The 24,193-nt window shown below is 40.8% G+C and carries 13 protein-coding genes and 2 pseudogenes; 4 read left to right on the forward strand and 11 right to left on the reverse strand.

Features of this window, described 5'->3' with window-relative positions; all coding sequences use genetic code 11:
* Positions 1-268 precede the first annotated feature (268 nt).
* The 4 genes from VB740_RS23905 to VB740_RS23920 all read right to left on the reverse strand — a co-directional run bounded on the left by VB740_RS23905 (position 269) and on the right by VB740_RS23920 (position 9,303).
* A complete protein-coding gene (locus tag VB740_RS23905; protein WP_323202368.1) occupies positions 269-3,820 on the reverse strand; it encodes an NACHT and WD40 repeat domain-containing protein in 3,552 nt (1,183 codons plus the stop codon).
* A gap of 920 nt (positions 3,821-4,740) precedes the next feature.
* Entirely contained in the window at positions 4,741-4,881 is a 141-nt protein-coding gene (locus tag VB740_RS23910; RefSeq protein WP_323202369.1) for a hypothetical protein, read from the reverse strand.
* 112 nt (positions 4,882-4,993) lie between these two features.
* A complete protein-coding gene (locus VB740_RS23915; protein WP_323202370.1) occupies positions 4,994-8,572 on the reverse strand; it encodes an NB-ARC domain-containing protein in 3,579 nt (1,192 codons plus the stop codon).
* 467 nt (positions 8,573-9,039) lie between these two features.
* A complete protein-coding gene (locus VB740_RS23920; protein WP_323202371.1) occupies positions 9,040-9,303 on the reverse strand; it encodes a hypothetical protein in 264 nt (87 codons plus the stop codon).
* Between the two features lie 419 nt (positions 9,304-9,722).
* On the opposite strand from VB740_RS23920, the gene VB740_RS23925 reads away from it, so the two are divergent.
* Together VB740_RS23925 and VB740_RS23930 are read left to right on the forward strand one after the other, a co-directional pair.
* Entirely contained in the window at positions 9,723-10,424 is a 702-nt protein-coding gene (locus VB740_RS23925; RefSeq protein WP_323202372.1) for a serine/threonine protein kinase, read from the forward strand.
* Between the two features lie 282 nt (positions 10,425-10,706).
* Entirely contained in the window at positions 10,707-10,856 is a 150-nt protein-coding gene (locus tag VB740_RS23930) for a hypothetical protein (RefSeq protein WP_323202373.1), read from the forward strand.
* A gap of 38 nt (positions 10,857-10,894) precedes the next feature.
* Here the strand turns inward: VB740_RS23930 and VB740_RS23935 are convergent, their stop codons facing one another.
* Positions 10,895-13,435: a calcium-binding protein gene (locus tag VB740_RS23935; RefSeq protein WP_323202374.1), complete on the reverse strand. Its 2,541-nt coding sequence runs from the start codon at positions 13,433-13,435 to the stop codon at positions 10,895-10,897.
* Between the two features lie 1,191 nt (positions 13,436-14,626).
* Here VB740_RS23935 and VB740_RS23940 point away from each other — a divergent pair.
* Together VB740_RS23940 and VB740_RS23945 are read left to right on the forward strand one after the other, a co-directional pair.
* Positions 14,627-15,604 (forward strand): annotated as a pseudogene (locus tag VB740_RS23940) (peptide chain release factor 3); the annotation flags it as partial.
* 75 nt (positions 15,605-15,679) lie between these two features.
* Positions 15,680-16,567 (forward strand): aromatic ring-hydroxylating dioxygenase subunit alpha, encoded by an 888-nt coding sequence (locus VB740_RS23945; RefSeq protein ID WP_323202375.1) that lies wholly within the window; start codon positions 15,680-15,682, stop codon positions 16,565-16,567.
* 66 nt (positions 16,568-16,633) lie between these two features.
* Here VB740_RS23945 and VB740_RS23950 read toward each other — a convergent pair.
* The 6 genes and pseudogenes from VB740_RS23950 to VB740_RS23975 form a co-directional block, all read right to left on the reverse strand.
* Positions 16,634-17,209: pseudogene (locus tag VB740_RS23950) on the reverse strand (SulP family inorganic anion transporter); the annotation flags it as partial.
* 181 nt (positions 17,210-17,390) lie between these two features.
* Positions 17,391-18,254, reverse strand: coding sequence for a universal stress protein (locus VB740_RS23955; RefSeq protein WP_323202376.1), 864 nt, complete (start codon positions 18,252-18,254; stop codon positions 17,391-17,393).
* An 82-nt stretch (positions 18,255-18,336) separates the two neighbouring features.
* Positions 18,337-19,728 (reverse strand): SulP family inorganic anion transporter, encoded by a 1,392-nt coding sequence (locus VB740_RS23960; RefSeq protein ID WP_323202379.1) that lies wholly within the window; start codon positions 19,726-19,728, stop codon positions 18,337-18,339.
* A gap of 824 nt (positions 19,729-20,552) precedes the next feature.
* Positions 20,553-22,076 carry a VanZ family protein gene (locus VB740_RS23965; protein WP_323202377.1) on the reverse strand — a complete coding sequence of 508 codons (1,524 nt, stop codon included), beginning with the start codon at positions 22,074-22,076 and terminating at the stop codon, positions 20,553-20,555.
* A gap of 359 nt (positions 22,077-22,435) precedes the next feature.
* Positions 22,436-23,101, reverse strand: coding sequence for a biotin/lipoate A/B protein ligase family protein (locus VB740_RS23970; RefSeq protein ID WP_323202380.1), 666 nt, complete (start codon positions 23,099-23,101; stop codon positions 22,436-22,438).
* 166 nt (positions 23,102-23,267) lie between these two features.
* Positions 23,268-23,747 (reverse strand): YbjN domain-containing protein, encoded by a 480-nt coding sequence (locus VB740_RS23975; RefSeq protein WP_323202378.1) that lies wholly within the window; start codon positions 23,745-23,747, stop codon positions 23,268-23,270.
* Positions 23,748-24,193 lie beyond the last annotated feature (446 nt).

The following is a 24,193-nucleotide window of genomic DNA, read 5'->3' on the forward strand; positions in this document are numbered from 1 at the left end:
AAAAATGCTTAGGGAAAAACCTGAGCCTATTTTATTAACCCAAATTTTTGTCAAGCTTACTGCTTTAGGACGTATTCATCCCCTTTCTACAGGTGTTTAACCCTCGTAAATTGGCAGCAGTATTGTTCTTAACTAAACTGCGGAATGTGGGTTTCATACCCTATTACATATACGATTATCATTATCAATAAACCTATTTTGAGTATTGTAACTGATTGACAAAATATGCTTTATCTTAACCTCTCATGGATGGGTACGATAAGCTTTTTTAAGCAACTGCTCCTAATAATTTCAATGTAGCAATAGTCGCTGTATTTAGACCTGTAACTTTTTTAATATTCATTTGCTCATAAGGTTTCTCTGCTTTGAGCGTTTTTGAGCAATTACCTGTTGTTATATCCCATAGCCTAATAGTCTCATCCTCACCACTGCTAGCCAAAGTTCGATTATCAGGATTAAAAGCAATTGACCAAACCCTGCCTGTATGTCCTTGCAAAGTTCTGAGGCATCGTCCCATACTAACATCCCATAATTGAACAGTGAAATCTTGGTTGCAACAAGCTAGTATCCTACTATCTGGACTAAAAGCAGCTAACTGTAACCAACCTGTATCTACCTGCAAAACTTTAACGCATTCATTAGTGTGAACATTCCACAATCTGATTGTTTTATCAGGGCTAGTACTTGCCAGTAATTTGCCATCTGGACTGAATGCAACTGACCAAACCCAAGCCTTATGCCCTTCCAATATTCTTTTACAATTACCACTACTAACATCCCATAACTTTACCGTCTGGTCATGACTGCCGCTAGCCAAGAGACCGCCCTGTAAACTAAAGGCAACTGACCAAACTGCTGCATGATGTCCCTCAAGAATCCTCAAAATTTTACCAGTATTGACATCCCACAACCTGACTGTTTGATCTTCACTGCCACTAGCAAGTGTTTGACCATCAGGAGAGAAAGCAACTGACCAGACTAGAGCACGATGTCCCTGAAAAGTTTCTAAGGCTTGACCTGTGCTGGCATTCCACAACCTGACTGTTTGATCTTCACTGCCACTAGCGAGTGTTTGACCATCAGGACAGAAAGCAACTGACCAGACGGCTGCACCATGCCCCTGAAAATTTCTCAAGACTTGACCTGTGCTGACATTCCACAGCCTTACTGAAGAGTCGTGACTACCACTAGCCAGCATTTGCCCATCCGGACTAAAGGCAACTGAGAGTATTTGATCAGTATACCCTTTAAATGTTTTGAAGCATTGACCAGTGTGAACACTCCATAACCTTGCCGTTTGATCATAACTGCCACTAGCCAGGAGTTCGCCCTGTGGACTAAAGGCAACTGAATATACCCAACTGGAATGTCCCTGAAAGGTTCTGAGGCATTCACCAGTACTGATATCCCATAACTTCACAGTTCGGTCATGACTGCCACTAGCCAGCAGATTGCTTTGGGGACTAAAGGCAACTGAATATATTTCATTGGAATGTCCCTGCAAAGTTTTGAGACATTTCCCAGTACTAAGATTCCATAACTTCACCGTATGGTCTTCACTGCTACTTGCTAGCATCTGTCCATCTGGACTAACAGCAATCGACCGTATTCCATCACAATGTCCTTGGAACGTTTTAAGGCATTCACCTGTGTTGATATTCCATAACTTCACAGTATGGTCATCACTACCACTTACTAGCATCTGTCCATCTGAGCTAAAAGCAACCGAGTGTACCCAACTTGTGTGTCCCTGCAAGGTTTTGAGACATTTTCCAGTACTAATATTCCATAATTTCACCATCTGGTCATCACTGGCACTCGCTAGCGTAGTACCATCTGGACTAAAAGCAACTGACCAAACCTCTTGCTCATGTCCTTGCAAAGTTTGCAGGCATTGACCTGTATCAATATCCCACAACTTCAAAGTGTAATCACCACTGCTGCTGGCAAGAGTTTTACCATCTGGACTAAAAGCAAGTGATATAACCCAGCTACTATGTCCTTTACAGATGAGGACTTGTATGCCATCTGCAAGCTGCCGCAAGTGAATCTCACCATTAGTATCACCTATAGCTAAAAGTTTGCCATTAGGACTAAATGCTACTGACAGCACGCCGCCGAAGGTTTCAGCAAAAATAGACTTATTAAAATTGGCGTTTTGGAAATTTACATCGTGCAATTTAAAAGACCGCAAGTCTGCTTGCCAAATACTCAGATTAGAAAAATCATAGCCACTGATATCAGTCTCTAAATGACAAAGCAAATTGAGAATATTCCCAGCTGTATAACTTTGTTCTAGCGGTGATGTCTCTCGTAGGCTTGCTAGAATTTGGATTAGCTGATTTTCAAGGTTTTTTTTGCTTCTCAAAACAGCGAATAACCCATCTATAACTGGCTCAATGATGAGCCGAATTTGAGTCTCCCTAACATAGTCTTTCGCCGTTGCCTTCATCAAAGTATGACACCTAAACAAATTAATATTTTGAGTAACAATTTCCTCACAAACTTGCTCTATCAATTGCTGAGTCACATACTCCATGACTACAGGTTGTAGCGTGAAGAGTGCTGTGCTTTTTTCAACCAAGGAGCGCCTTACCAAAGATTCCAAAGCCTCCAGTAATTTTTCTGCTGGTATTGGTGATACGATATCTCCTCGTATTTCTGATAGCGAAACTGGCTCACGATTGATTGCTAGCCAGTACATTATATCTTTCTCTAAATTTGCCAAACGTGAAAACTGCTGGTCTAGCAGATCCCGAATGCTGCCAAAAACAGCCGTGTAATGTTGCAGAAATTGAGCAACATTACCATCAAAAACATCTTGTATCGTTGTCGCCACTATCTTCAAAGCTAGGGCATTGCCTGCATAACGCTCAACTACCCTTGGTAATTCTGACTCTGAGCCAGAAAAACCCTTGGCTTCAAAGATTTTCTGCCCTGCTACTACTTCTAAACCACTGAGTTGTAATGAGCGTACAGCCAGCGCTTCTCCTGTCAATGAAGCTACGTCTTTAGGTTTTTCTCGGGAAGTCAGCACTAAAGAGCTTCGATGAATAACTTGCCCTAGCCGTTTTATCAGTAAGCCATAATCCTCATAGCCTTCTCGATAGCATCCAGCATAAGCGCCTGTTTGCAAAATAGTCTCAACATTATCTAAGATGATGAGACAGCGCTGTTGTTGCAAATATTTAATTAGTTGTGATATTCTACCATCTACACTTTTTGGTAAGTCAGTTTCTAAAATCTCCTCATTAGATAAAAATTGAATTAAGTTAGCTAAAAGGTCAAAAAGTGGGGGAGCATTGTAGAGCGATCGCCAAATAACGTACTCAAAGCATCCTTGAACCTTTTGTGCTAACTTGGCAGCCAGAGAGGTTTTACCGATTCCTCCCATTCCCAACAGCGCCATCACTCGACAGCGTTCTTGGATGAGCCATTCCTCTAACAGAGCCAGCTCGGCTGTACGTCCATAGAAAACAGATACATCCACCATCTCTCCCCAATCAACACGTTTGGGGTTTTTCAAGTCTTCTTGCCCCTTTAAATCAGAGTCTGGGCTTATATAATCGTTTTGATCTAGTTCTAGATTAAACATCATAAACAAACTAACAAGCGTCCGTTTGTCAACCTTGGCTTCACGAGTGAGTACTTTCCTAAAAGTGACACTAGTAATCCCAATCTGTTCACTTAATTCTTCTAGAGTACACTTGGAGCCATTGTTTTCTCTAAATTCCCACTCAAGTTTGGCATTCTGAAGCTTTTGCCAGCCTTCGCGAGTCAGTATAAATCCACGATTGCGTTTGAGTTTCTCCGGTTTCATAATTTTTTAACAAGAATTTTATTTGGAGTAATAAGCTCCTACTGCTTGCGTGTATAGAAGGGGATTGTTAATAATTTATATTTGTTGCTAAATAAGATGAATGATTGGTAAAAACCAGTCATGACAAATATTTTTAAAATCCGATTTTGCTAATCAAAAGCTTTAAAAAAAATGCTTTTTGTCTGTCCAATCATTATTTAGCAACAAATTTATTATGAGCAAGCTAAAAGTTGATTCATCTAAATAAATATCCATTAGGTAAGTTAGCAGATATTTACTCTCACGAGAGTAAATATCATACTATATCTCTAACTTTAGACTCATGTTTGTAATTAGTAGCTTCTATAGGATAATACTTGAAAATTCATTAAAAGTCAATGACAATACCCCGAAACAATGCTGTTAATTTAATAATTAAGTTTACATTGAATGAGAAAATAATTTGGGAGGAGCATTGTGAGAAAATGTAGCGAACAAAGAGCGATCTAATTTGAAAGATGGTATGCTCACTTAAAAATGTTTAGACAGTAACTCAAGTTGTCCAGAAGTTTGGAAACCCATAGCTAAAAGGAAATTATTCCACATCTAATTTTTCATAGCTAAATCTTCCACATAGGTGATTAAACCCACAAATGATGAAAGTCAAATACGCTATAGTTTAAAAATTTTTCAACATTTTGTAATTTTTTACAGCAAAACTATTTAAGTTGTGAAAAAATAGTTGATAACTATCATGCCCATATTTTATTTAGAATTTTTATATAATTAAGTAGATATAATTAAACTTGAAGAAGGCAGGAGGCAGAGGGCAGAAGGCAGATCGCGCTTCGCGTCTCCCCTTGCGAGAAGGTTCAATGTTTTGTAGGGGATTCAACACCGTACTTAATTGAGTCCACCAAATTGAAAATTTGGTGGGGGTCTTAAACCCTTGTTCCATGATTGTCACGGGCTTCTTGACACAAGTCAGAATTCCCTTCTGCCAACTGAGCCTCCTGCCCTCTGCCTTTCCCGATAAAATACCAATCAGTGAAATCAGGTTGATGAGTAGCTTTTACATCCAACTTAGCTGCCTTCTACTTCAATGCAACGACTAAAATCAAAACTCTCCTGATTAAAAATCACCTCTTCTCTCCAAGCTCAAAACAAAATAGAAGCGAAGTAAAACTAAGGAGATTAATTCTCAATTGCTCCTAGAACTTTTAAAGAAGCAAGAGTTGCTTGAGTTAAACCTGTAACACCAGTAATATTCATTCCCTCGTAAGGTCTTTCGTTTATTAAAGTTTTTAGGCACTCACCTGTCAAAACATCCCATAATTTAACAGTTTCATCTTCGCTACCACTTACCAGGGTTTGACTATCTGGACTAAAGGCAACTGACCTGATCCAGTGGGTATGGCCATGTAAAGTTTTAATACATTGACCAGATTGGATATCCCACAACCTGATAGTTTGATCTACGCTACTGCTAGCCAAGAGTTTACCTTCAGGACTAAAAGCAACAGACAATACCCAACTTGTGTGTCCCAACATAGTTTTGAGACATTTGCCGGTGCTAACATCCCAGAGCTTCACTGTTTTATCTTTACTGCTACTGGCCAGAATATTACCTTCAGGACTAAAAGCCACAGACAATACCCAACTTGTATGCCCTAACATAGTTTTGAGACATTCACCTGTGCTAATATTCCAGAGCTTAACTGTTTGGTCATCACTGCCACTGGCCAGAATCTTACCTTCAGGACTGAAAGCAACAGACCATATTCCATGACTATGTTCCAAGATATTCAAGACTTTACCAGTGTTGACGTCCCATAGCCTCACAGTTTTGTCATCACTGCCACTGGCCAGAATCTTACCTCCAGGAGCAAAGGCAACTGACTTTACCCAGCCGGTATGCCCTCGTAAGATATTGCAGCATTGGTAGGTGCCACTATCCCACAGCCTTACGAGATGATCATAACTGCCACTTGCCAAGATATTACTTTGAGGACTGAAGGCAACGGTTCGGACTCGATTAGAGTGTCCCCGCAAAGTTTTGTAGGACTTTCCATCCGCAACATCCCACAGCTTTATAGTTTGGTCATCACTACTGCTAATTATGGTCTGACCATTAGGAGCAAAAGCAACAGACCACACCCCGTTACTGTATCCTTGCAAGATTCTTAAGGCTTGACCTGTGCAAACATCCCAGAACCTTACAGTTTGGTCGTCACCACCACTAACCAAGGTTTGACCATCCGGACTAAAAGCAATTGACCAAACCGAACTTGTATGTCCCTGGAAAGTTTTGACACATTCTCCTGTACTAATATTCCAAAGCTTTACAGTTTGGTCATCACTGGCACTAGCTACGATATTACCTCTAGGAGCATAGGCGACAGACCTAATCCTATCACTATGTCCTTGGCAAGTTCTGAAGCACTTACCATCCGAGATATTCCAGAGTTTCACAGTGTGGTCATCACCACCACTAACCAAGGTTTGACCATCTGGACTAAAAGCAATTGACCAAACCGAACTGGTATGTCCCTGCAAAGTTTTGACGCATTCTCCTGTTAGAAAATTCCATAACTTCACACTTTTATCACTACTAGCGCTGGCTAAAATATTACCTTTTACATTAAAAATGACTGATAATACTGGACCAGTATGTTCCGGTAAAATTTTGTAGCATTGACCAGTGATGACACTCCATAAACGTACTGTTTGATCATCGCTGCCAGAAGCTAGAATATTACCTTCAGGACTAAAGGCAACAGTTCGTACCCCCTCAGGATGTCCCGTTAAATTTTTCAGGCATCCACCTGTGTTAACATCCCACAATTTTATATTCTGGTCAGTACCCCCACTGCAAAGAGTGCTACTATTCGGACTGAAGGCGATCGCTCCAACCCAATCAATATGTCCTAAACAGGTCAAAAGATGTTCGCTTTCAGCAAAGTCTCGCCACAAGCAAATCTTGCCATTTGCGTCACTCGTCGCTAACACTTTTCCATTAGGGCTGAATGTTACCGCAGAAATTCTATTGAAGTTTTTAGTAAAAACCGATTTCGATAGATTAGTATTTTGTAAATTCACTTGAGGTAAATTTACACTTCGCATATCTACTTGCCAAATGCTTAGGTTAGAAAAATCATAACCTCTTAAATCGCTTTTTAGCTGACAAAGTAAGTTGAAGATATTTCCGCTGGTATATCCAATTTCTAGTATAGATCCTCCTCGCAGCTTTACTAGAATTTCATTCAAATGATTTTCTAAGTTGCTTGTAGTTTTAAAAATAGTGAGAAGTTCATCTATAACTGGTTTGATAAGTAAACGTATTTGAGCTTCTCTAATGTAGTCTTTGGACTGAGCTTTACTCAAAGCATAATACTTGAGAAGGACAAATTCCTGGCTTGCAATCTCTTGAGAAGTTTGTTTAATTACTTTGCTAGTCACATACTCCATTAGTACAGGATGTAATGTGAAGAGGAAGCCACTTTTTTCACTTAGCGTTGACTGAAACTTGTCAATCAAATTTCGCCTTACCAGAGACTCTAAAGCTTCTAATAATTTGTTTGATGTTACTAATGACATGAAATCATCTTGCAATTCGTAGAGTGTAATTGACTGGCAATTAATTGCCAGCCAATACATTACCACATGCTCTAAATTAGATAAGCGCTCAAACTGCTGCTCTAAAACAGCATGTATATCGCCAAAAACTCCGGATTTTTGGTTTAAAAATTCAGAAATATTCCCATTAAAAACATCTTGAATAGTCGTTGCAACTATCTTCAAAGCCAATGGATTACCAGAATAACGCTCAATCAGTACTTTCTCATTGGACTCTTCTCCAGACAGACCTTTGAGATGAAAAAGTTTTTTTCCTTCTTCCTCTTTCAAACCTCTAAGTTGTAATGAACGAACAGGCAATGCTTGTCCTTCTTCTAACGCCACGTCTTTGGGTTTTTCGCGAGAAGTCAGCAATAAGCAGCTATTATAAGGAACTTTTCCCAACCGTCTGATGAGAAGGCTATAATCCTCATAGCCTTCTCGATAGCATCCAGCATAAGTGCCTGTTTGCAAAATAGTCTCAACATTATCAAGGACGATAAGACAATGGTGTTGTTGCAAATATTTAATTAGTTGTGATATTCTGCCGTCTACACTTTTTGGTAAGTCAGTTTCTAAAATCTCCTCGTTAGATAGAAATTGAATTAAGTTAGCTAAAAGGTCAAGAGGTGAGGGAGCATTGTAGAGCGATCGCCAAATAACGTAGTCAAAACATCCTTGAACTTTTTGTGCTAACTTGGCAGCCAGAGAGGTTTTACCGATTCCTCCCATTCCCAACAGCGCCACTACTCGACAGCGTTCTTGGATAAGCCATTGCTCCAAAAGAGCTAGTTCAGCTGTGCGTCCATAAAAAAGAGATACATCTACCATCTCTCCCCAATCAACTCGCTTCGGAAAGTTCAAGTCTTGAAGTATTGCTAAATCAAGATTTAACTTGGAATAGTCCTGGGAACTTAGCTCTAAGTTAAATGCCATGAATAAATAAACAAGTGTTCGTTTATCAACTCCTTCTTGGTTAGCAAGTATCTTGGCGAGTGTATTTGAAGTTAATCCAGCGCGTTCACTTATTTCTTCCAGGCTATACTTAGAGCCAGATTTCTCTCGAAGTTCCGCTTCAAGTTTCGCCCTCTGAAACTTTTGCCAGCCTTCACGAGTCAGTATAACGCCACGATTACGTTTTGGCTTGTGCTGATTCATAAATTATCAGTACCTATTTTTTAAGGCAAAAGCCCATAACTCCCTTGTAAAGGTAGTGTTCTGCGCGATCATTAATTTGGCTCAAAAGCCAGTTAAAGATGGAATCAGCGCTAACAACATCTAAAAAGTTAAGATCTGATGACCTGATCGCCTCCGGCGTGTCTCTTTGGAATTCAGTACTCGCCAAAGGCAAGCTCTTACACTACTCACTGGGGAGCGAGTAAAGAATGCCTTCTGAAGATTTCTCAGAGTTTAATTTAAGATTTATGCAAGTTTTAAAAGAACTTTACAAATATTGCTGAATTTGTATCGAAAGCAAGTTTTATTCAGTAAAATGTAACATTTAAAAACTATCATTTAGGTTAGATTACAACATCTACCCTTTGATAGATGTTGTAATCTCTAACAATTGTACTTAAGTTGAAGAATGGCACTAAGATAAATTTTTGCAATATAACCTATGTATATTAGTATCCATCTACCCAAGAAGCAAAGGTTTTGTTAGGGTGTGGGTCAGACAAACCTAAGCCAGGACGGTCAATTGCAATCAGTTTTAAGCCGAGTTCTGCCAGACAGTTCATACCAAAACCGAGCGTTCCGCTCATTCCAGCCCCAGTGCAAAATAAAACCGGAATACCATCAACAGGCCCCCATTCGTACCATACAAGGCTACGATTATCATGCAGTCGCATCGTTTTTTGTCTTTCGGGTGGTTTTACAAAGTTACTCATGCTATTCATTAGAACTCTTGCAAAGAACAATCTTAACCGCACTCAACTATCTACACCTCACAACAGCAATGGCATCGGGTCTGAAAGCTAGAAGAATATCTATGTTCATTGGCGAAAAATTCTTATAGGAACAATACTTTTAACTTAGTCGATTTTAAGATAAGCTTTGTTGATTGATAAGTCACTATAGATTGCAAAAATACATCGTCATGAGTCAGGGTGTATATCCAGACAATTGGAAAGAAATTGCTACAGCGCTAAAAAGCGATTTCAGATGTGAGCGCTCACACTTTTATTTTTGGGAATCATAATAGCAGGGATTGCCATTTCAAAATTAAGCTCAATTTCAACTGTTGCCGTAATAGTTGAGATCAATCAAGTAGTTTATCTTGTTCTTTGGTGTCAGATACTTATCCTGTATGGACAAATTGCTCCCAGAACAGTTAGTCAAAAGCATTTATCAGCAACTACTGCCTAGATTACAAATTGAAAGTGTCAATCCCCGTAATCCCATTCAGGTCAGCTATCTTCCACAACCCTGGCGGCTGCTTGGTAAAGGAAATTACGCCGCAGTAGTTTATCACCCCGATTGCCCTGAGTGTGTAGTTAAAATTTATGCCCCAGGACGACCAGGCTTTGAAGAGGAAGTAGAAGTCTATCGTCGTCTAGGTTCTCATCCGGCATTTTCTGAGTGTTTGTACGCCAAAGATAGCTTTCTAATTTTGAAACGGCTTTATGGAACAACTTTGTACGATTGTATGCACTTAGGTTTACCGATTCCCAAGCAGGTGATAAGAGACATCGATGAAGCTCTTGACTATGCCCGACGTTGCTCCCTCCACCCTCATGATGTTCACGGGCGTAATGTTATGATGCACAAAGGTAGAGGATTAGTTGTAGACATTTCAGATTTTTTACATCTTGAACCCTGCTCAAAGTGGAATGACTTGAAGAAGGCTTATTACTGGTTATATCTCCCCGTGTTCTGCCCACTTCGACTCCGTGTCCCATACTCTGCCTTAGATATGATCCGCACATCTTATCGTCTGGCAACCTCTTTCAAAACTTCCTGTTGTCAACTAGTCCTAAGATTAACTCGTTTTAAATGTTTAAAAGGTTAGGCTAATTTATTCTTGCAAACATTAAGTATTTCTGTGCCAAAAAGTCAAAAGAAAATAGTATTGCACCCTCTTGCTATTGCTTTAAGTTTTCTGACTCCTGAATTCTGACTCCTAAATTCTTGCTAGAAATTACCTTATGTGTTCCTACGCAAATAAAAGGTAGTAATGATGGTAACCGCTCAATAATCCGGGGTAAATCGCTCAGTGACAAGGCTCAAATAGCGTAAACTCGTTCCTGAACTGGTAGTTCGCCCCGATTTATTGAGCGGATAGTAATGATGGATGAGCAGAACAATCAAAATTATCGTTCACAAAGTCGTTACTGACCGTCCCGCACGCAGGGAACCACGAGTTCATAAACGCCGCCCCAAAGCTTACCCCTTCAAGACAAAACCTCGACAAGAATTACGTAAACAACTGCAAACGTCTTAATTGGCAACTGTTTCCGATTTTCTTAGTCCTATTTGTCTTTAGGCTACAGTGACTCCTAGCGTATAAGAACCAGGGTCAAAAAAGCTAGAACTGAAAGTTCCGCCATTTTGAGGGAAGTAATCAAAATCACTTACTGAGATGGAGTAAGTACCTGCCCCTAGTGAAGCGGTGATTGATTGAGAAGTACTGGAACTCTGTAAGTTCCCAGCACTATTAAATAGGCCGAGAACTGGAAAGGTACCACTGTAATTCGGCGTGCTGATAGTCACAGTTCCTGGGTTACCTAAAGAAAATGTGAAAAAGTCGAAATCAGGATTGTTCCCTGGAAGTGTTGCCAGTTGAGCAGAGGTATTAACTTCTGAACCTGATGTTAAAGTACCTAGCTCCTCAGCAGTAGCTAGTGTGTTGTTTGTCCCTTGTCGAGCATCTTCTTCTTCGTAGAACAGGAAGTCGTCACTATCAAGCCTCAGAGACGACGCTTGCACAACACCAACGAGTTCATCTAGCTCTCCCCCTGATTTGTCCAGAAATACCCTTGTATTGGCTCCCACAGTCTGCAAGCGATAGTCTCCCAGTGTTCCTTTTATCTGGATTGTATCCTCGTTGGAGTTGAAGCCACGGACGGTAGCATAGTCTGCAAAACCACTACTTCCACTGTTGTTATCGTCATAAAAGACATTAGTAGCATCTCCAAGTAAGAACTGATCTTCTCCAGGCCCTCCAGTTAGGGTATCAACCTCCCCTAATCCAAAAGAATCAGAACCGTTAGTATCAACGCCTATGAGAACATCATTTCCAGGCCCTCCAAGGAGAGAGTCATTGCCGACCCCGCCACGGAGGGTGTCATCGCCTTCTCCTCCTTCGATTTGGTCATTGCCAGCCCCGCCAAACAGGCTGTCATTCCCATCCTCGCCCAAGATGAGGTCATTACCTTCCTGACCATCAAGAAAGTCATCGCCATCCCCACCAAGCAAGGTGTCATTGCCGCCTCTGCCAAAGAGGGTATCACTGCTGCCTCCTCCAATCAGGAAGTCGTTAAAACTAGAACCAAAGACTTGCTCGATATTGAACAGGACATCATTCCCATCTCCTCCACTGGCAGTTCCAGTGCTAAGATCAACGGTGACTCCGGCAGTGGCATTTAAATAATCAGCAGTATCAATGCCAGTCCCACCAAAGAGTTGGTCATCCCCGCCTCCACCAAGGAGTTGGTCATCCCCGTCTCCACCAAGCAGAATGTCATTGCCGCTGCCGCCTAGCAGGGTATCATTACCTTCTCTACTAATGAGAGTGTCACTCCCGTCCCCACCTTGGAGTTGGTCATTGCCAGCCCCACCAAGCAGGATGTCAATGCCGCTACCGCCAAGCAGGGAGTCATTGCCGTTCCCGCCATTGATAAAGTCGTCGTTAGTCCCGCCAAGGAGGGTGTCATTGCCGTTATCGCCAAAGAGGCGGTCATTACCAGCCCCACCATTGACAGAGTCATTCCCGTCCCCACCACTGAGGAAGAAGTCATTGCCAGCTCCGCCAAAGAGGGTGTCATTGAACCTAGAACCAACGATTCTTTCAATCTCCAACAGGACATCATTCCTGCCCTGCCCTGTAGCGGTTCCAGTAGCAAGGTTAATCGTAACTCCGGCAGTGGCACTGAAATAATCAGCAGTATCAACACCAGCTCCACCCAAGAGTCGGTTATTGCCAGTCCCACCACGCAAGGTGTCATCGCCAGCCCCACCACGGACAATATCGTTGCCTTCCTCGCCATCAAGCAGGTCATTGCCAACTCCACCATCAAGCAGGTCCTTGCCACCTCTACCAAAGAGGGTGTCATTACCGCGCCCGCCAGTTAGGGAATCGTTGAAACCAGAACCAAAGACTTGTTCGATATTAAATAGGACATCATTCCCAGCCCCTCCACTGGCAGTTCCAGTCGCTAGGTTAACGGTGACACCAGCAGTGGTATTTGAATAGTCAGCAGTATCATTGCCAGTCCCACCAAAGATTTGGTCATCCCCGTCCCCTGCTTCGAGTCGGTCATTGCCAGCCCCGCCAAGGAGGACATCATCGCCAACCTGACCAATCAAGCTGTCATTGCCATCCTCGCCATCAATCTGGTCATCGCCAGCCCCGCCATTGAGAGTGTCAAACCCTTCCCCGCCAAAGAGTTGGTCGTTACCGTCTTCTCCAGCGAGTCGGTCATTTCCGTCCCCGCCTTCGAGAAGGTCATTGCCAACTCCACCAAGGAAAGCATCATTACCGAACCCACCAAGCAGGGTGTCGTCACCGCCTTTGCCAAGGAGCTGATCGTCATCCTCCTCGCCATCGAGAAGGTCATTGCCAACTCCACCAAGGAGGACATCATCGCCGAACCCACCAAGCAGGGTGTTCTCGCCGTCCTCACCATTGAGAAGGTCATTGCCATCCTCGCCATTAAGCGAGTCATTGCCAGCCCCACCCAAGAGGTCATCATTGCCGCCCCGACCAAAGAGGTTATCATCACCGCCCAGACCAAGGATAGCGTCATTCTCAAACGTGCCAATTAGAGTGTTATTCCTGTTGTCTCCAATAATGTCTGCCATATCAATCCCCTCGGTTATAAGTTTGATTCAGAGATATTCGCTGGCAGAGGTGTCATCTATGAGTAGCCCTGCCAGCGGGGAGAAACCCTAGATAGGTAGTTCAAATAAATGCAGCATCTACTTAGACTGGTTTCGTAACCGCTCAATAATTCGGGGTAAATCGATCAGTGACAAGGCTCAAATGGCGTAAACTCGTTCCTGAACTGGTAGTTCGCCCCGATTTATTGAGCGGATACCTGGTTTCTTGGTCTAGACACAGCTTTGCAGATATAGTCTGCTACTTCCCTACACCAATAGTACATTACGCACCCTGAAGTCGGAAGTAGCAGTAGGTTTAAAATCTGAGGTTATTAAGAAAGTAGCAAAATCTGACCATTCTTGGTTAACCAATGGACAATGGGGTGTGATTCAGTTCGTGGCTTAGTAATATAGATGCAATGCTCGCATTTACTGTCTGTCTAAGGAATAGCATTAACCGCGAAGAAACAGAGTTTCTAGATAAACTTGGAAAACACGGCGGTCGCCATTAGCATTTTGCTCATCAGAGCGATTGCACTCAATATACTTCGTCGAAATGGTTATTTATAGTTCCATCACAACTGCCCAAAGATTTATCTCTCACGATATTGACAAACTTCTTATTCTTGTGGCGTGAAACAGCCCTGCCTTAAAAAGGAGGAGCAAAAGTTTATAGGATTGTCGAGCAAACCCAAAAGACTGGCGCTGTAAGCTTCTAAACTTAAGTTGACACGTATGATAAATATATGCCCAACGTGTTTTTAGCAGTAATTGCTTAAATTGGCGGTACAGTTTTGAAAGTGTCACTCAATATACTCGCCTTTTAATTGAAGCAGTGATACTATTTACTTGTGTGAGGAGCAAGTTAAAAATAAAAAGCGTCTGGGGTGGAAACACGGTAACACTCCCAGGCGCTTTTTAATTGGTATGTAGAAAAAATGCCTTGCATGTTTGCTGGAATAACTGAGATAATCGCCTACAGTCCAAAATCCAGTCAACCCCACGCATAATCAGAAATTCAGGTGCAAATCGATCGCTTGCGCTGTTTTGTCAGTTCGGACTGTGCCAGTTGCGTAAGTCCTGTATAATTATGAAAAGACCTTGAAACAAGTTTGTATCTTTGAGCCGTGAGCCACTGTAGCCCAAGAAAAATTCACTCCTCTGACCTGAGAAGATCCGAGAATTGAGTCACTTTTAGAGCCAGAGTTATACTACCAACTCAAAGAAGACATAGAAATTCTCGATGGGTTAGGTTCAACCTTCGACTTAGAAGCGGTACATCAAGGTAAAATGACCCCGGTGTTTTTTGGCAGTGCTATGAACAACTTTGGTGTGGAGTTATTTCTAGAGTCATTTTTGGAATATGGACTCAAGCCAACTCCTCACAAAAGTAATAAGGGTGAAATTGCGCCAACTTATCCAGAATTTTCTGGGTTCGTGTTCAAGTTGCAAGCCAACATGAACCCGAAACACCGCGATCGCATTGCTTTTTTGCGTGTCTGCTCTGGTAAGTTTGAAAAAGACATGGTGGTAAACCATGCTCGTACAGGTAAAACTATTCGCCTATCCCATCCCCAGAAGTTATTTGCTCAAGAACGAGATACCGTGGAAGTCGCATATCCAGGGGATGTAGTAGGGTTAAATAATCCGGGGACATTTGCGATCGGAGATACTGTATATATAGGTGAAAAGCTGGTGTACCCCAGTATTCCTTCTTTTTCCCCTGAGTTATTTGCTTACCTGAAGAATGCAGATCCCACCAAATATAAGAATTTCAACAAAGGGGTTACAGAACTGCAAGAAGAGGGAGCAGTGCAGATTTTACACTCCACAGATGAGAGTAAACGCAACCCAATTTTAGCTGCTGTGGGTCAACTTCAATTTGAAGTGGTGCAGTTTCGTCTCGTTAATGAGTATGGAGTAGAGACTTACCTAGAGACTTTACCTTATTCAGTAGCACGATGGGTTACGGGAGGCTGGGATGTTCTCGAAAAAGTAGGTCGTTTGTTCAACACCTTTGTGGTCAAAGACCGTTGGGAGCGTCCGGTATTATTGTTTAAAAACCAGTGGAATTTAGATCAAATCATGAGTGAACATCCAGAGTTGGAGTTAAGTCCAATTGCTTTACCGCCCACAACAGAGAAGGGTTAGTGCAGCTTTGCGTAAGCTCATCAAATTTTTAACCGCATCAACTCAGCTGACAATTACTTTCACCCAAATTCTCAGATGGCTAAAATACCTTTGTTTTTAAGAAATACTTGGTACTATGCATTACCGAGTAAGCAGCTAAAACCTGGACAAATACTTTCAAAAACCCTCTTGAACGAGCTAATTGTTTTTAGTCGCGATCGCTCAGGAAAAGTCTTTGCTAAAAGAAGTGAAACGAAAAGTTATCCAATACAAGAGGCGCAAGGAAATATCTGGATTTATATGTCAAATGATGAGACTTCCTTAGTACTAGAAGACATCCCACGAATCCCTGAATTTGCCGACCAAACTCACCAAGCCGTTGAATCTATCCGCTTTCCCTGTGATGTCGATCATGCTGTATTCGGATTGATCGATCCTGCTCATATTGCTTTCGTTCATCAGGCGTGGTGGTGGCGTTCTCCACAAACACTCAAGGAGGCAGTCAAAACTTTTGAACCATCTTTGTACGGCTTTACCATGCGGAAGCATCCACTAGAACAACAAACATTTTTCTATCGGTTGCTTGGAGGTAATCCACAAATCGAAATCTCATTTCGTTTGCCAGGAATTCGGATTGAGAAGGTGTCTACCGAGAAACATCTAGTCTGTAACTTAACAGCAATTACTCCCATTTCCGAAACTGAAACTGAGGAAACAACTATCTTCTACACAACTTTACCTTGGTTTCCTATTCTTCAGCCATTGATGTTGTGGTTTACGCGCAGTTTTCTCAATCAAGATAGAGAAATTTTGCTTAAACAACAAATCGGCTTGAAATATAATTCACCCTTAACTTTAGTTGGAGATGCTGATGCTCAAGCTCGTTGGTACTATAGATTGAAAGCAGAATTTGCGTGTTCTCAAATGCAGAGGCGTTCTTTCGTTAATCCAATTAAAGAAAAGACACTTCGATGGCGTAGTTAGATCGTTAAATCTAACTTTTACATTAGCTTTGTATCGATGTGCGTAGCCATGAGTTTAAAAGACAAATTTAAGTTTAGAAGGGTAAAAGAAAAGAATTGCTAAGGTGATTGCCCCTAAAAAAGTTTCCCAAGGATTGATATTAGTGATGAGAGTCGGTAAATTTTGGATAACACCAATGACACCACCTTTAGGAGTTTCTTGCCCTAAAAATGGTGATAATTGCATAAAAATCAAAATTACGCCGATTCCTGTCATAAATCCAGAAATCACGTTATAGGGCAACATCGTAATATACCGCCCTAATCGCAATACCCCAAAGATGATTTGAACTACTCCTGCCATCATGATGACGGTAAATGACATTGCCAGACCATTTTCAGGATTATTCGTTGTAAGTCCGGTAATGACTGCGGTGACAATTACTGTCATCGGGCCTGTTGGTTCAGAAATCAGGCTGGGTGTACCACCAAATAAAGCGGCAAAAAATCCGACTAAGATTGCTCCCCATAACCCCGCAGAAGCACCCGCACCAGAAGCAATACCAAATGCTAATGCCATAGGTAAGGCAACTACTGCCGCCGTTAAGCCGCCAAGGATATCTCCTTGGAGGTTACGGAAATGGATTTGATTGGTTATTTGCATGAAAGGTTTTCCTCTATTAAACAATTGCAATTAATTCATCTCAATTGAGTCAGAATCTATTTCTAGAACTCTATATATTCCCAAAAACAAGATATTTTATGTTAAATCGTCTATCTAAGGGGGACTCAGGGAGATTAATGAAAACCTAAAGTCATGAAAAATCACTTTGATTAACAACCTCTTAACGGAACAACAAGACAGGAATATTACTACTTCTGAGTATTTGAACTGTCGTACTACCAATTACTAAATTACGGATGCGGCTATGTCCATACGCTCCCATCAATAAAAGGTCGATATTTTGCTCATTAATATATTTCTTAATAACCTCTTCTGCTTCACCTTCTCTAATACTATAAATAATATTAAAACCTGCTGATTCTAAAATCTGTCTAGCTTCATTAACTCTACTTTGCGCTCTGGAATATGTCTCATTTTTAATTACTTTCAATAGATGTATTTCTAATTGTTGAAAGCAAGATGAGTTTATTAAAAATTGTAGTTTTTTCTTCCCTGTTAAACTGCCGTCATAAGCAACTAAAACTCTTTCAATAGGTTTATATTCACGCGGAGTTACTAAACATGGTTTTTTTGTGCTACGAACAATTCGCTCTACATTTGACCCTAAATGTCCCGATGCAAAATCTGCGGCTTCTCCCCGTTTACCTAAAACAATTAAGTCTGAATTTTCTTCAAATTCATGAAAACAATCTACCAAGAAGCCTGTTTTATTTTTGACGTTAAAACCTTCTACGCCTTCTTCTCTTAGGGTGGCAGCTGCGTTTTGTAAAATCAATCTTGCTCTTTGATTGTTTAGCTTGGCTTTTTCATGTTCCAAATTTACTAATTCATTAAGCAATTTCTCTGAAGCTCCAAGCCCAATACTACCACTTAAGTTCCCAGTGGATACTACTTTTTGGCTGCGAATATCAGTGACAAATAAAACATGAATTTGAGCATTAAATCGCAGAGCAAACCAAGCCCCATATCGATAAACATTTTCCGCAAAATCTGAACCATCGGTACAAAGTAAAATATTTTTCATTACGGTTTTAGCCCATGATAATTAAAGGGTTGAAAGATAAAGAGTGACAAAACAAAACTCCTAAAGCCGAGAGGATCAGACTTTAAGAGGTAGTTAATTTATTCAGCAAGGTAGCACTAGCTTCATTCAATCCGATTAGTTCTACTTCTGCGCCATTGCGGCGAAATTTTAATACTGCTCTATTGAGTACCTCGACTGCCCCTTGATCCCACAGGTGAGCATGAGTTAGATCAATGGTGACGCGCTCTACCAGTTCTGTAAAATCAAAAAACTCTAGAAACTCATCTCTTGATAAAAAGAAAATTTGTCCGGCTACTTTGTAGATGCGATGCAAACCATCTTGGCTCAACACTTTATCCACAAATACCAACTGGGCAATCTTGTTAGAGAAAAATACGGTACTCATAACGATGCCTGTCACCACGCCAAGGGCAAAATTACGGGTGAAAATTGTCACAAACATCGTCGTTAACATAACGGCGGTTTCAGTGCGGGGGATGCGGGGAAAATTTTTTAAGGATGACCAGCGAAATGTACCGATTGATACCATAATCATCACGGCTACTAATGCCGCCATCGGCATAAGCTTGACCCAATCTTGCAAAAACAAAATGGCAAATAACAGGAAAACCCCGGCTGCAAGGGTTGACAGCCTCCCCCGTCCGCCAGACTGGACATTAATTACCGATTGGCCAATCATGCCACACCCTGCCATACCTCCAAAAAAGGCAGTAACGATATTTGCAATGCCTTGTCCTTTGGCTTCTTGATTTTTATCGCTGGGGGTATCTGTAAGTTCATCCACTAATGAAGCGGTTAAGAATGAAGCCAACAATCCAACGATCGCTAATGTCAAAGAATAAGGCAGAATAATCTGCAATGTTTCCAGAGTCAACGGTACTTGAGGCAGAGCAAAACTCGGTAACGCAGTTGGTAACTCTCCCATATCCCCAACAGTTGGAACCTCAAGTTTGAGCGTGATCGCTGCGATCGTCATTACCGCCAGCGCCACCAAAGGAGAAGGGATTGCTTTGGTAAAACGCGGCAGAATATAAATAATCCCCAAGGAAAGGATAGTTAACACATATACAGTCGGCGGCACATTTGTTAGCTGGGGCAACTGGGCGAGAAAAATTAATACCGCCAATGCATTGATATAACCAATCATCACTGCTCTGGGTACAAATCTCATTTGGCGGCCCAGTTTTAGCACCCCAAAGAAAACTTGAAAGACCCCAGTTAACAAGGTGGCGGCGAATAAATACTGCAAGCCATGATCTTTAACTAAATCAATCATCAATAGAGCCATCGCTCCTGTGGCGGCAGAAATTGACCCCGGTCTACCTCCTAAAAACGCCGTCATGACTGCAATAATAAATGAGGCATACAGCCCAACTTTGGGATCAACCCCGGCAATGATCGAAAAGGCGATTGCTTCTGGAATCAAAGCCAATCCCACCACAGCCCCAGCCATAATATCTCGCTGAGTATTAAAAAACCACTCTCTCCTTATAATTGTTCCGTTCAAGTTGCCTCCTAGCGTCTTAATCCAATTAAAATTCTTAGTGTGTAATTCACACTCAAAATAGCCCACTCGCCAATATGATTCTGTAATTAATAATCGTAATATCTTGAGGAAAATAGCTCTGCGTCTACATAATTGCATCAGTGGTTGCTCTATCCCTCCACTGATTGTTCGCCTTCCCTACGGGACATTTTACGAATAGCGTTCCCGCATAGTAGACGACTAAATTCTTAATTGGCGTGGTTGCTTATTCTCTTTTAATTACGAATTAGTAATTATTTCATACTGATTGGAGAGTAAGACAGTATGCAAAACGCTTAATAGGTGAATAGCTCACACAAACTAGTAGCACCTAAATCCCCAGGCTGAACTATAATTCGCGTATTTTCCTATACGAATAGTTGCAAATACTTTTAATTACTGCAATGCTCAGGCTGCACCTTAAGGCGGACAATCCCAACTATTTAAAGCTACCGAAGAGATCGTTACCTGCGACATTACCCGAACCTGCTTACTATTGAATAATTGGACGTTTATAACGTAACGCAAGCATATCACAGCGTCGTTACAATTTGCAATAAACTATAAAAGATTTTAAACTCCTATTTTTTAGCGATGGGCTACGCCCTGCTCGAAGTGATCCATAAAAAGCCTGAAACGCTCTGTGTAGCTTACCTAATTGTAGGATCGATGGGCTACGCCCTGCCCGAAGCGATCGCAGAACTTTTCAGTCTACTGAAATTTAAAAAAAGAATTAGTGTATAGCAGAAAGTTCATTTTAAAGCTGCTTTTTTAACCAACGCCGAAGCCCGTAATCTTAATATCAGCATAGTACCACTTGTAAAGAATATACCAAATAATATGTTTGTCAAGCTGATACTCTTGCCAGAACCAATTACCAAAGTACTTTCTACTATTAAAGAAGGTAATAATATTCCGGTTAGTAGCAGAAATCTATAAAACATTAACTTTTTATTTGCCAGAATAGTTAGAAAAGTTAAACAAACACCTAAAGGGATAAAAGTTAGCGCATAGTAAAATGCTTTTTGGTCTTTTGGGATTAATTGTAATAAATTAAAAAAGTAAAACTTTTGCAATTTATCTAAATAAACTTGGATATTACCTTGAGAATAAGTAATAACAATATCATGGAAGTTAGTGTCTATAAAAATATCAGGAATACTTAATTTTATATCTGTTGCATTTTCTCCAGTAATCGGTGTTCGTATCCGTAAATCCAGGTTGTTTCCCTGCTGTCCTAATGTAAAATTGCGACGAAGAATACCAGATGAAAGTGAGATTATCCGTGCAGGGCCTGTTTGAGTTGTATCAGCCGTAGCAATAGTAGTAATTATTGTAAATTGAGATGTTTTACGTATTTTTTTAGTCAAAAAGGTAGTAGGATTTCCTGTTTTTAACCAATAGCTCGAACTTAAAGCAACACTTTTCCCATCTTGAATATTTGTTAAGTGCCCTTGCGACAAAAGTTCAGGAAGTTGTCCAGTACGATCCTGATAACCTCTTTGATCGCTTAATTTATAAGAAGCTATTAAATGATCTCCAATAATATCTAAGTATTTTTTACCATCAAAAAATTGCGAAACCTCATTTTCAGGAAATGCTTTATCCGCAATGTGAATCTCCGTAATATATCCCTGCCAAGGTTTATCACCTGTTTTCTCATTACCAATTAATAGTGGATAAGCTAAATTCCAATTGCTTAGATTTGTCGTAATTTGCCAGGGTATTAAAACTATAAATGACAGAAGTATATATCCCAAAAACAATAATGATATTTTTTTGGTAGAGTTTTTTAATCTACTATTTTCTACAGAAGACAATATATATATAAAGCTTTGGGAATTCCATATATAAAAGCAAATTCCACCTAAAATTCCACCTATAGTATTGTTAATAATATCAGCAGGAGTAGGTGATCTTGAAGGCAGAAACATTTGCAGAATTTCAACTGTCACTGATAGACTAGTACTGATGATTATTAGTGTGAAAAATTTTCTTATTGGTTTTATATTTATCTTTTGCAATAAAGCATTGGAACTAAAGCCTAAAGGCATAAATAGTAAAATATTATTTACTAGGTCTTCAAAAGAACTAGCATTATCAAAATTGCTAATAATTGCTTGTATAGATAGATTACCTGAAAAATCAAAATTAAATGGATAAAGTGTAGCTATTAGCACTGCTAATACGCTAGTTATTACCAAAAGCCAGTTCATGCTGGGTATTAATTTACTCAATAAATTAGATGTTTGTGTAAAAATTTTGTGTAGAGTCATAAATATTTATGTTATCTGCAATACAGATAATAAATTACTAAACGATTGATTATGTAGACAGTTAAACGCGAGTGATTAACAGAAGCTAAAGCTTTTTTTATATTATTTAATTATTGAGAATAATGGGAAAATAATTTTAAATATTTTATAAACTTGTTTCTTGTGAAAGTAGGCTCATCTTTTGCATTGAGCATTTGAGGATTAGGTTAGCGTCACTTCTAGTACAGCATTATCAGCAATCAAACTGTATTTTGTTTTACGAAGTGGATTAAAAATTCGATCATCTATTACCCAAAATTTTTGCCGTTTAGCGTTACGCTATCGCTAACGCAGCCTAGTGGGAGATAAACTCCCAGTTCCTAGAGTTGCGCCAAAATTTCCTCCCACTCAGATTGTGAGAGGGGCTGCAATTCTATTTGCATATCAAAACAATCACTAGCTGCGGTAATTAAAGCTGCAATAATCTTTTCAATATTCAGATTTTGAGACAGTTGTACAGTTGTAAAAGATTCTGCACCAAAGACTTGAGCAAACAGTTCAGCATCCGGTTGCAAACGGATGGAACCATGTTGCAAAATTGCCCCACTACGTCGCAATTGAGCGCTACCAATGAGTTTGCCACCATCTGGCAAAACTAAATCTGCACTAGTGGCTGTGCCAAAACAGTTAGGGTTGTGGATGTAACCTCGCCCAGCCATACCATAATGTAATTCTACGCCAAGCGATCGCCACCCTTGAATCAAAAACTCACAAATTTTTTCGTACACTTGGAGGCGATTACCCGTCAGTCCAGATGTGACTACAGCGTAAGTTAAATCACCTTGGTGTAACACCGCCCGTCCACCACTAGGACGCCGCACTAAATCCAGTTTTTGCCCTTGCCAAGTTAAATGTTGCCAATATTCAGGATATTGGCGTTGATGATAGCCTAGAGAAATGGCAGGTGGCGACCAGGTATAAAAGCGCAGAGTTGGCGGATGCTTTCCCGAATAGTGCTGTTCTAGCAACCAGCGGTCAATCGCCATCTGCACATTGCCGTCTGTCTCTAACAAAGGAATTAGTCGCCACACTTTAGAATTCAATAGTTGGGAGAGACGCGATGAATCGCGTCTGTATAGGAGTTAGGAGTTATAAATTAAAAAGTTTAGATAACTCAGCACTTATAACTCCTAACTGAAGCGAAGCGATTAGTCAAGTCGCACCAAATTCAGATTGTAAAGGTTCATCGTTATTATCAGCGATCGTTGCCACAATGGTAATGAGCCGAGACACTTCGCCAGGAGATAACTCTGCTAAGGTGCGTGTTGATATCACAACTACTCGGTTTTCAATGATACCAAAACGCGCTTCAAAAGTACTAGAGCAGTTTAACTCCAAAAGATACCGCATCAATTTAGGTTCATCTTTGGCAGGTAAGTTTAGCACCGCAGACCAAACCGTTATGGTGTCTTCATCGGTTGTCCCGTTGAGTTGGACAAATACTTCCACACTTCCATACTTAAACTTCCAGAGATAACCACCCTCTGGAGTGTGGCTAACCATCGCACTATCATCTTGTTCTAAAGAGTCAATGACATTTTCAATTACCTCCACATGGTTAATGCTTGCCGTCTCGGCAATTAGCTCATTAATGGATTCGTTATTAGTTAGAGTTTCTTGGTAGCTTGTCATACAGATTTTTTCCTCAACATACTTGCTGTTTTATCTACACATACTTTATTACCTCATCTGTCCCTTAGTCTGCACGTAAACCCCCTAAATGGTAATGCTTTACAACTATTACAGCAGAAAGCCCACTAGCAAAACCCTGAAATCTTTTTGGGATTTCAGGGTTTTGCGTCCTTTAGGTGTGGGAATGCCAGTCGCCTGCAATAGGAAACCCTTCTACAGCGCTGGCTCATGAATGTGTAAGCTGTTGTGCTTTTAATTTGCACTTTGAGGCAGCAGAGGGGCAGAGGAGCAGGGGAGAGGGTTTGCAGGTTTTATCTAAAAGATGATAATGCAACTTGTAGGCGCGACAGCTTAACACCTTTAAGTGCTATCTAGATTTCTGGCGTTGCTCAATTAAAGTATGAATCTGGATGTAGAGACGTAGCACTGCTACGTCTCTACAAGGA

It is taken from the genome of Nostoc sp. UHCC 0251 (genome assembly GCF_034932245.1).
Lineage (GTDB): Bacteria > Cyanobacteriota > Cyanobacteriia > Cyanobacteriales > Nostocaceae > Nostoc.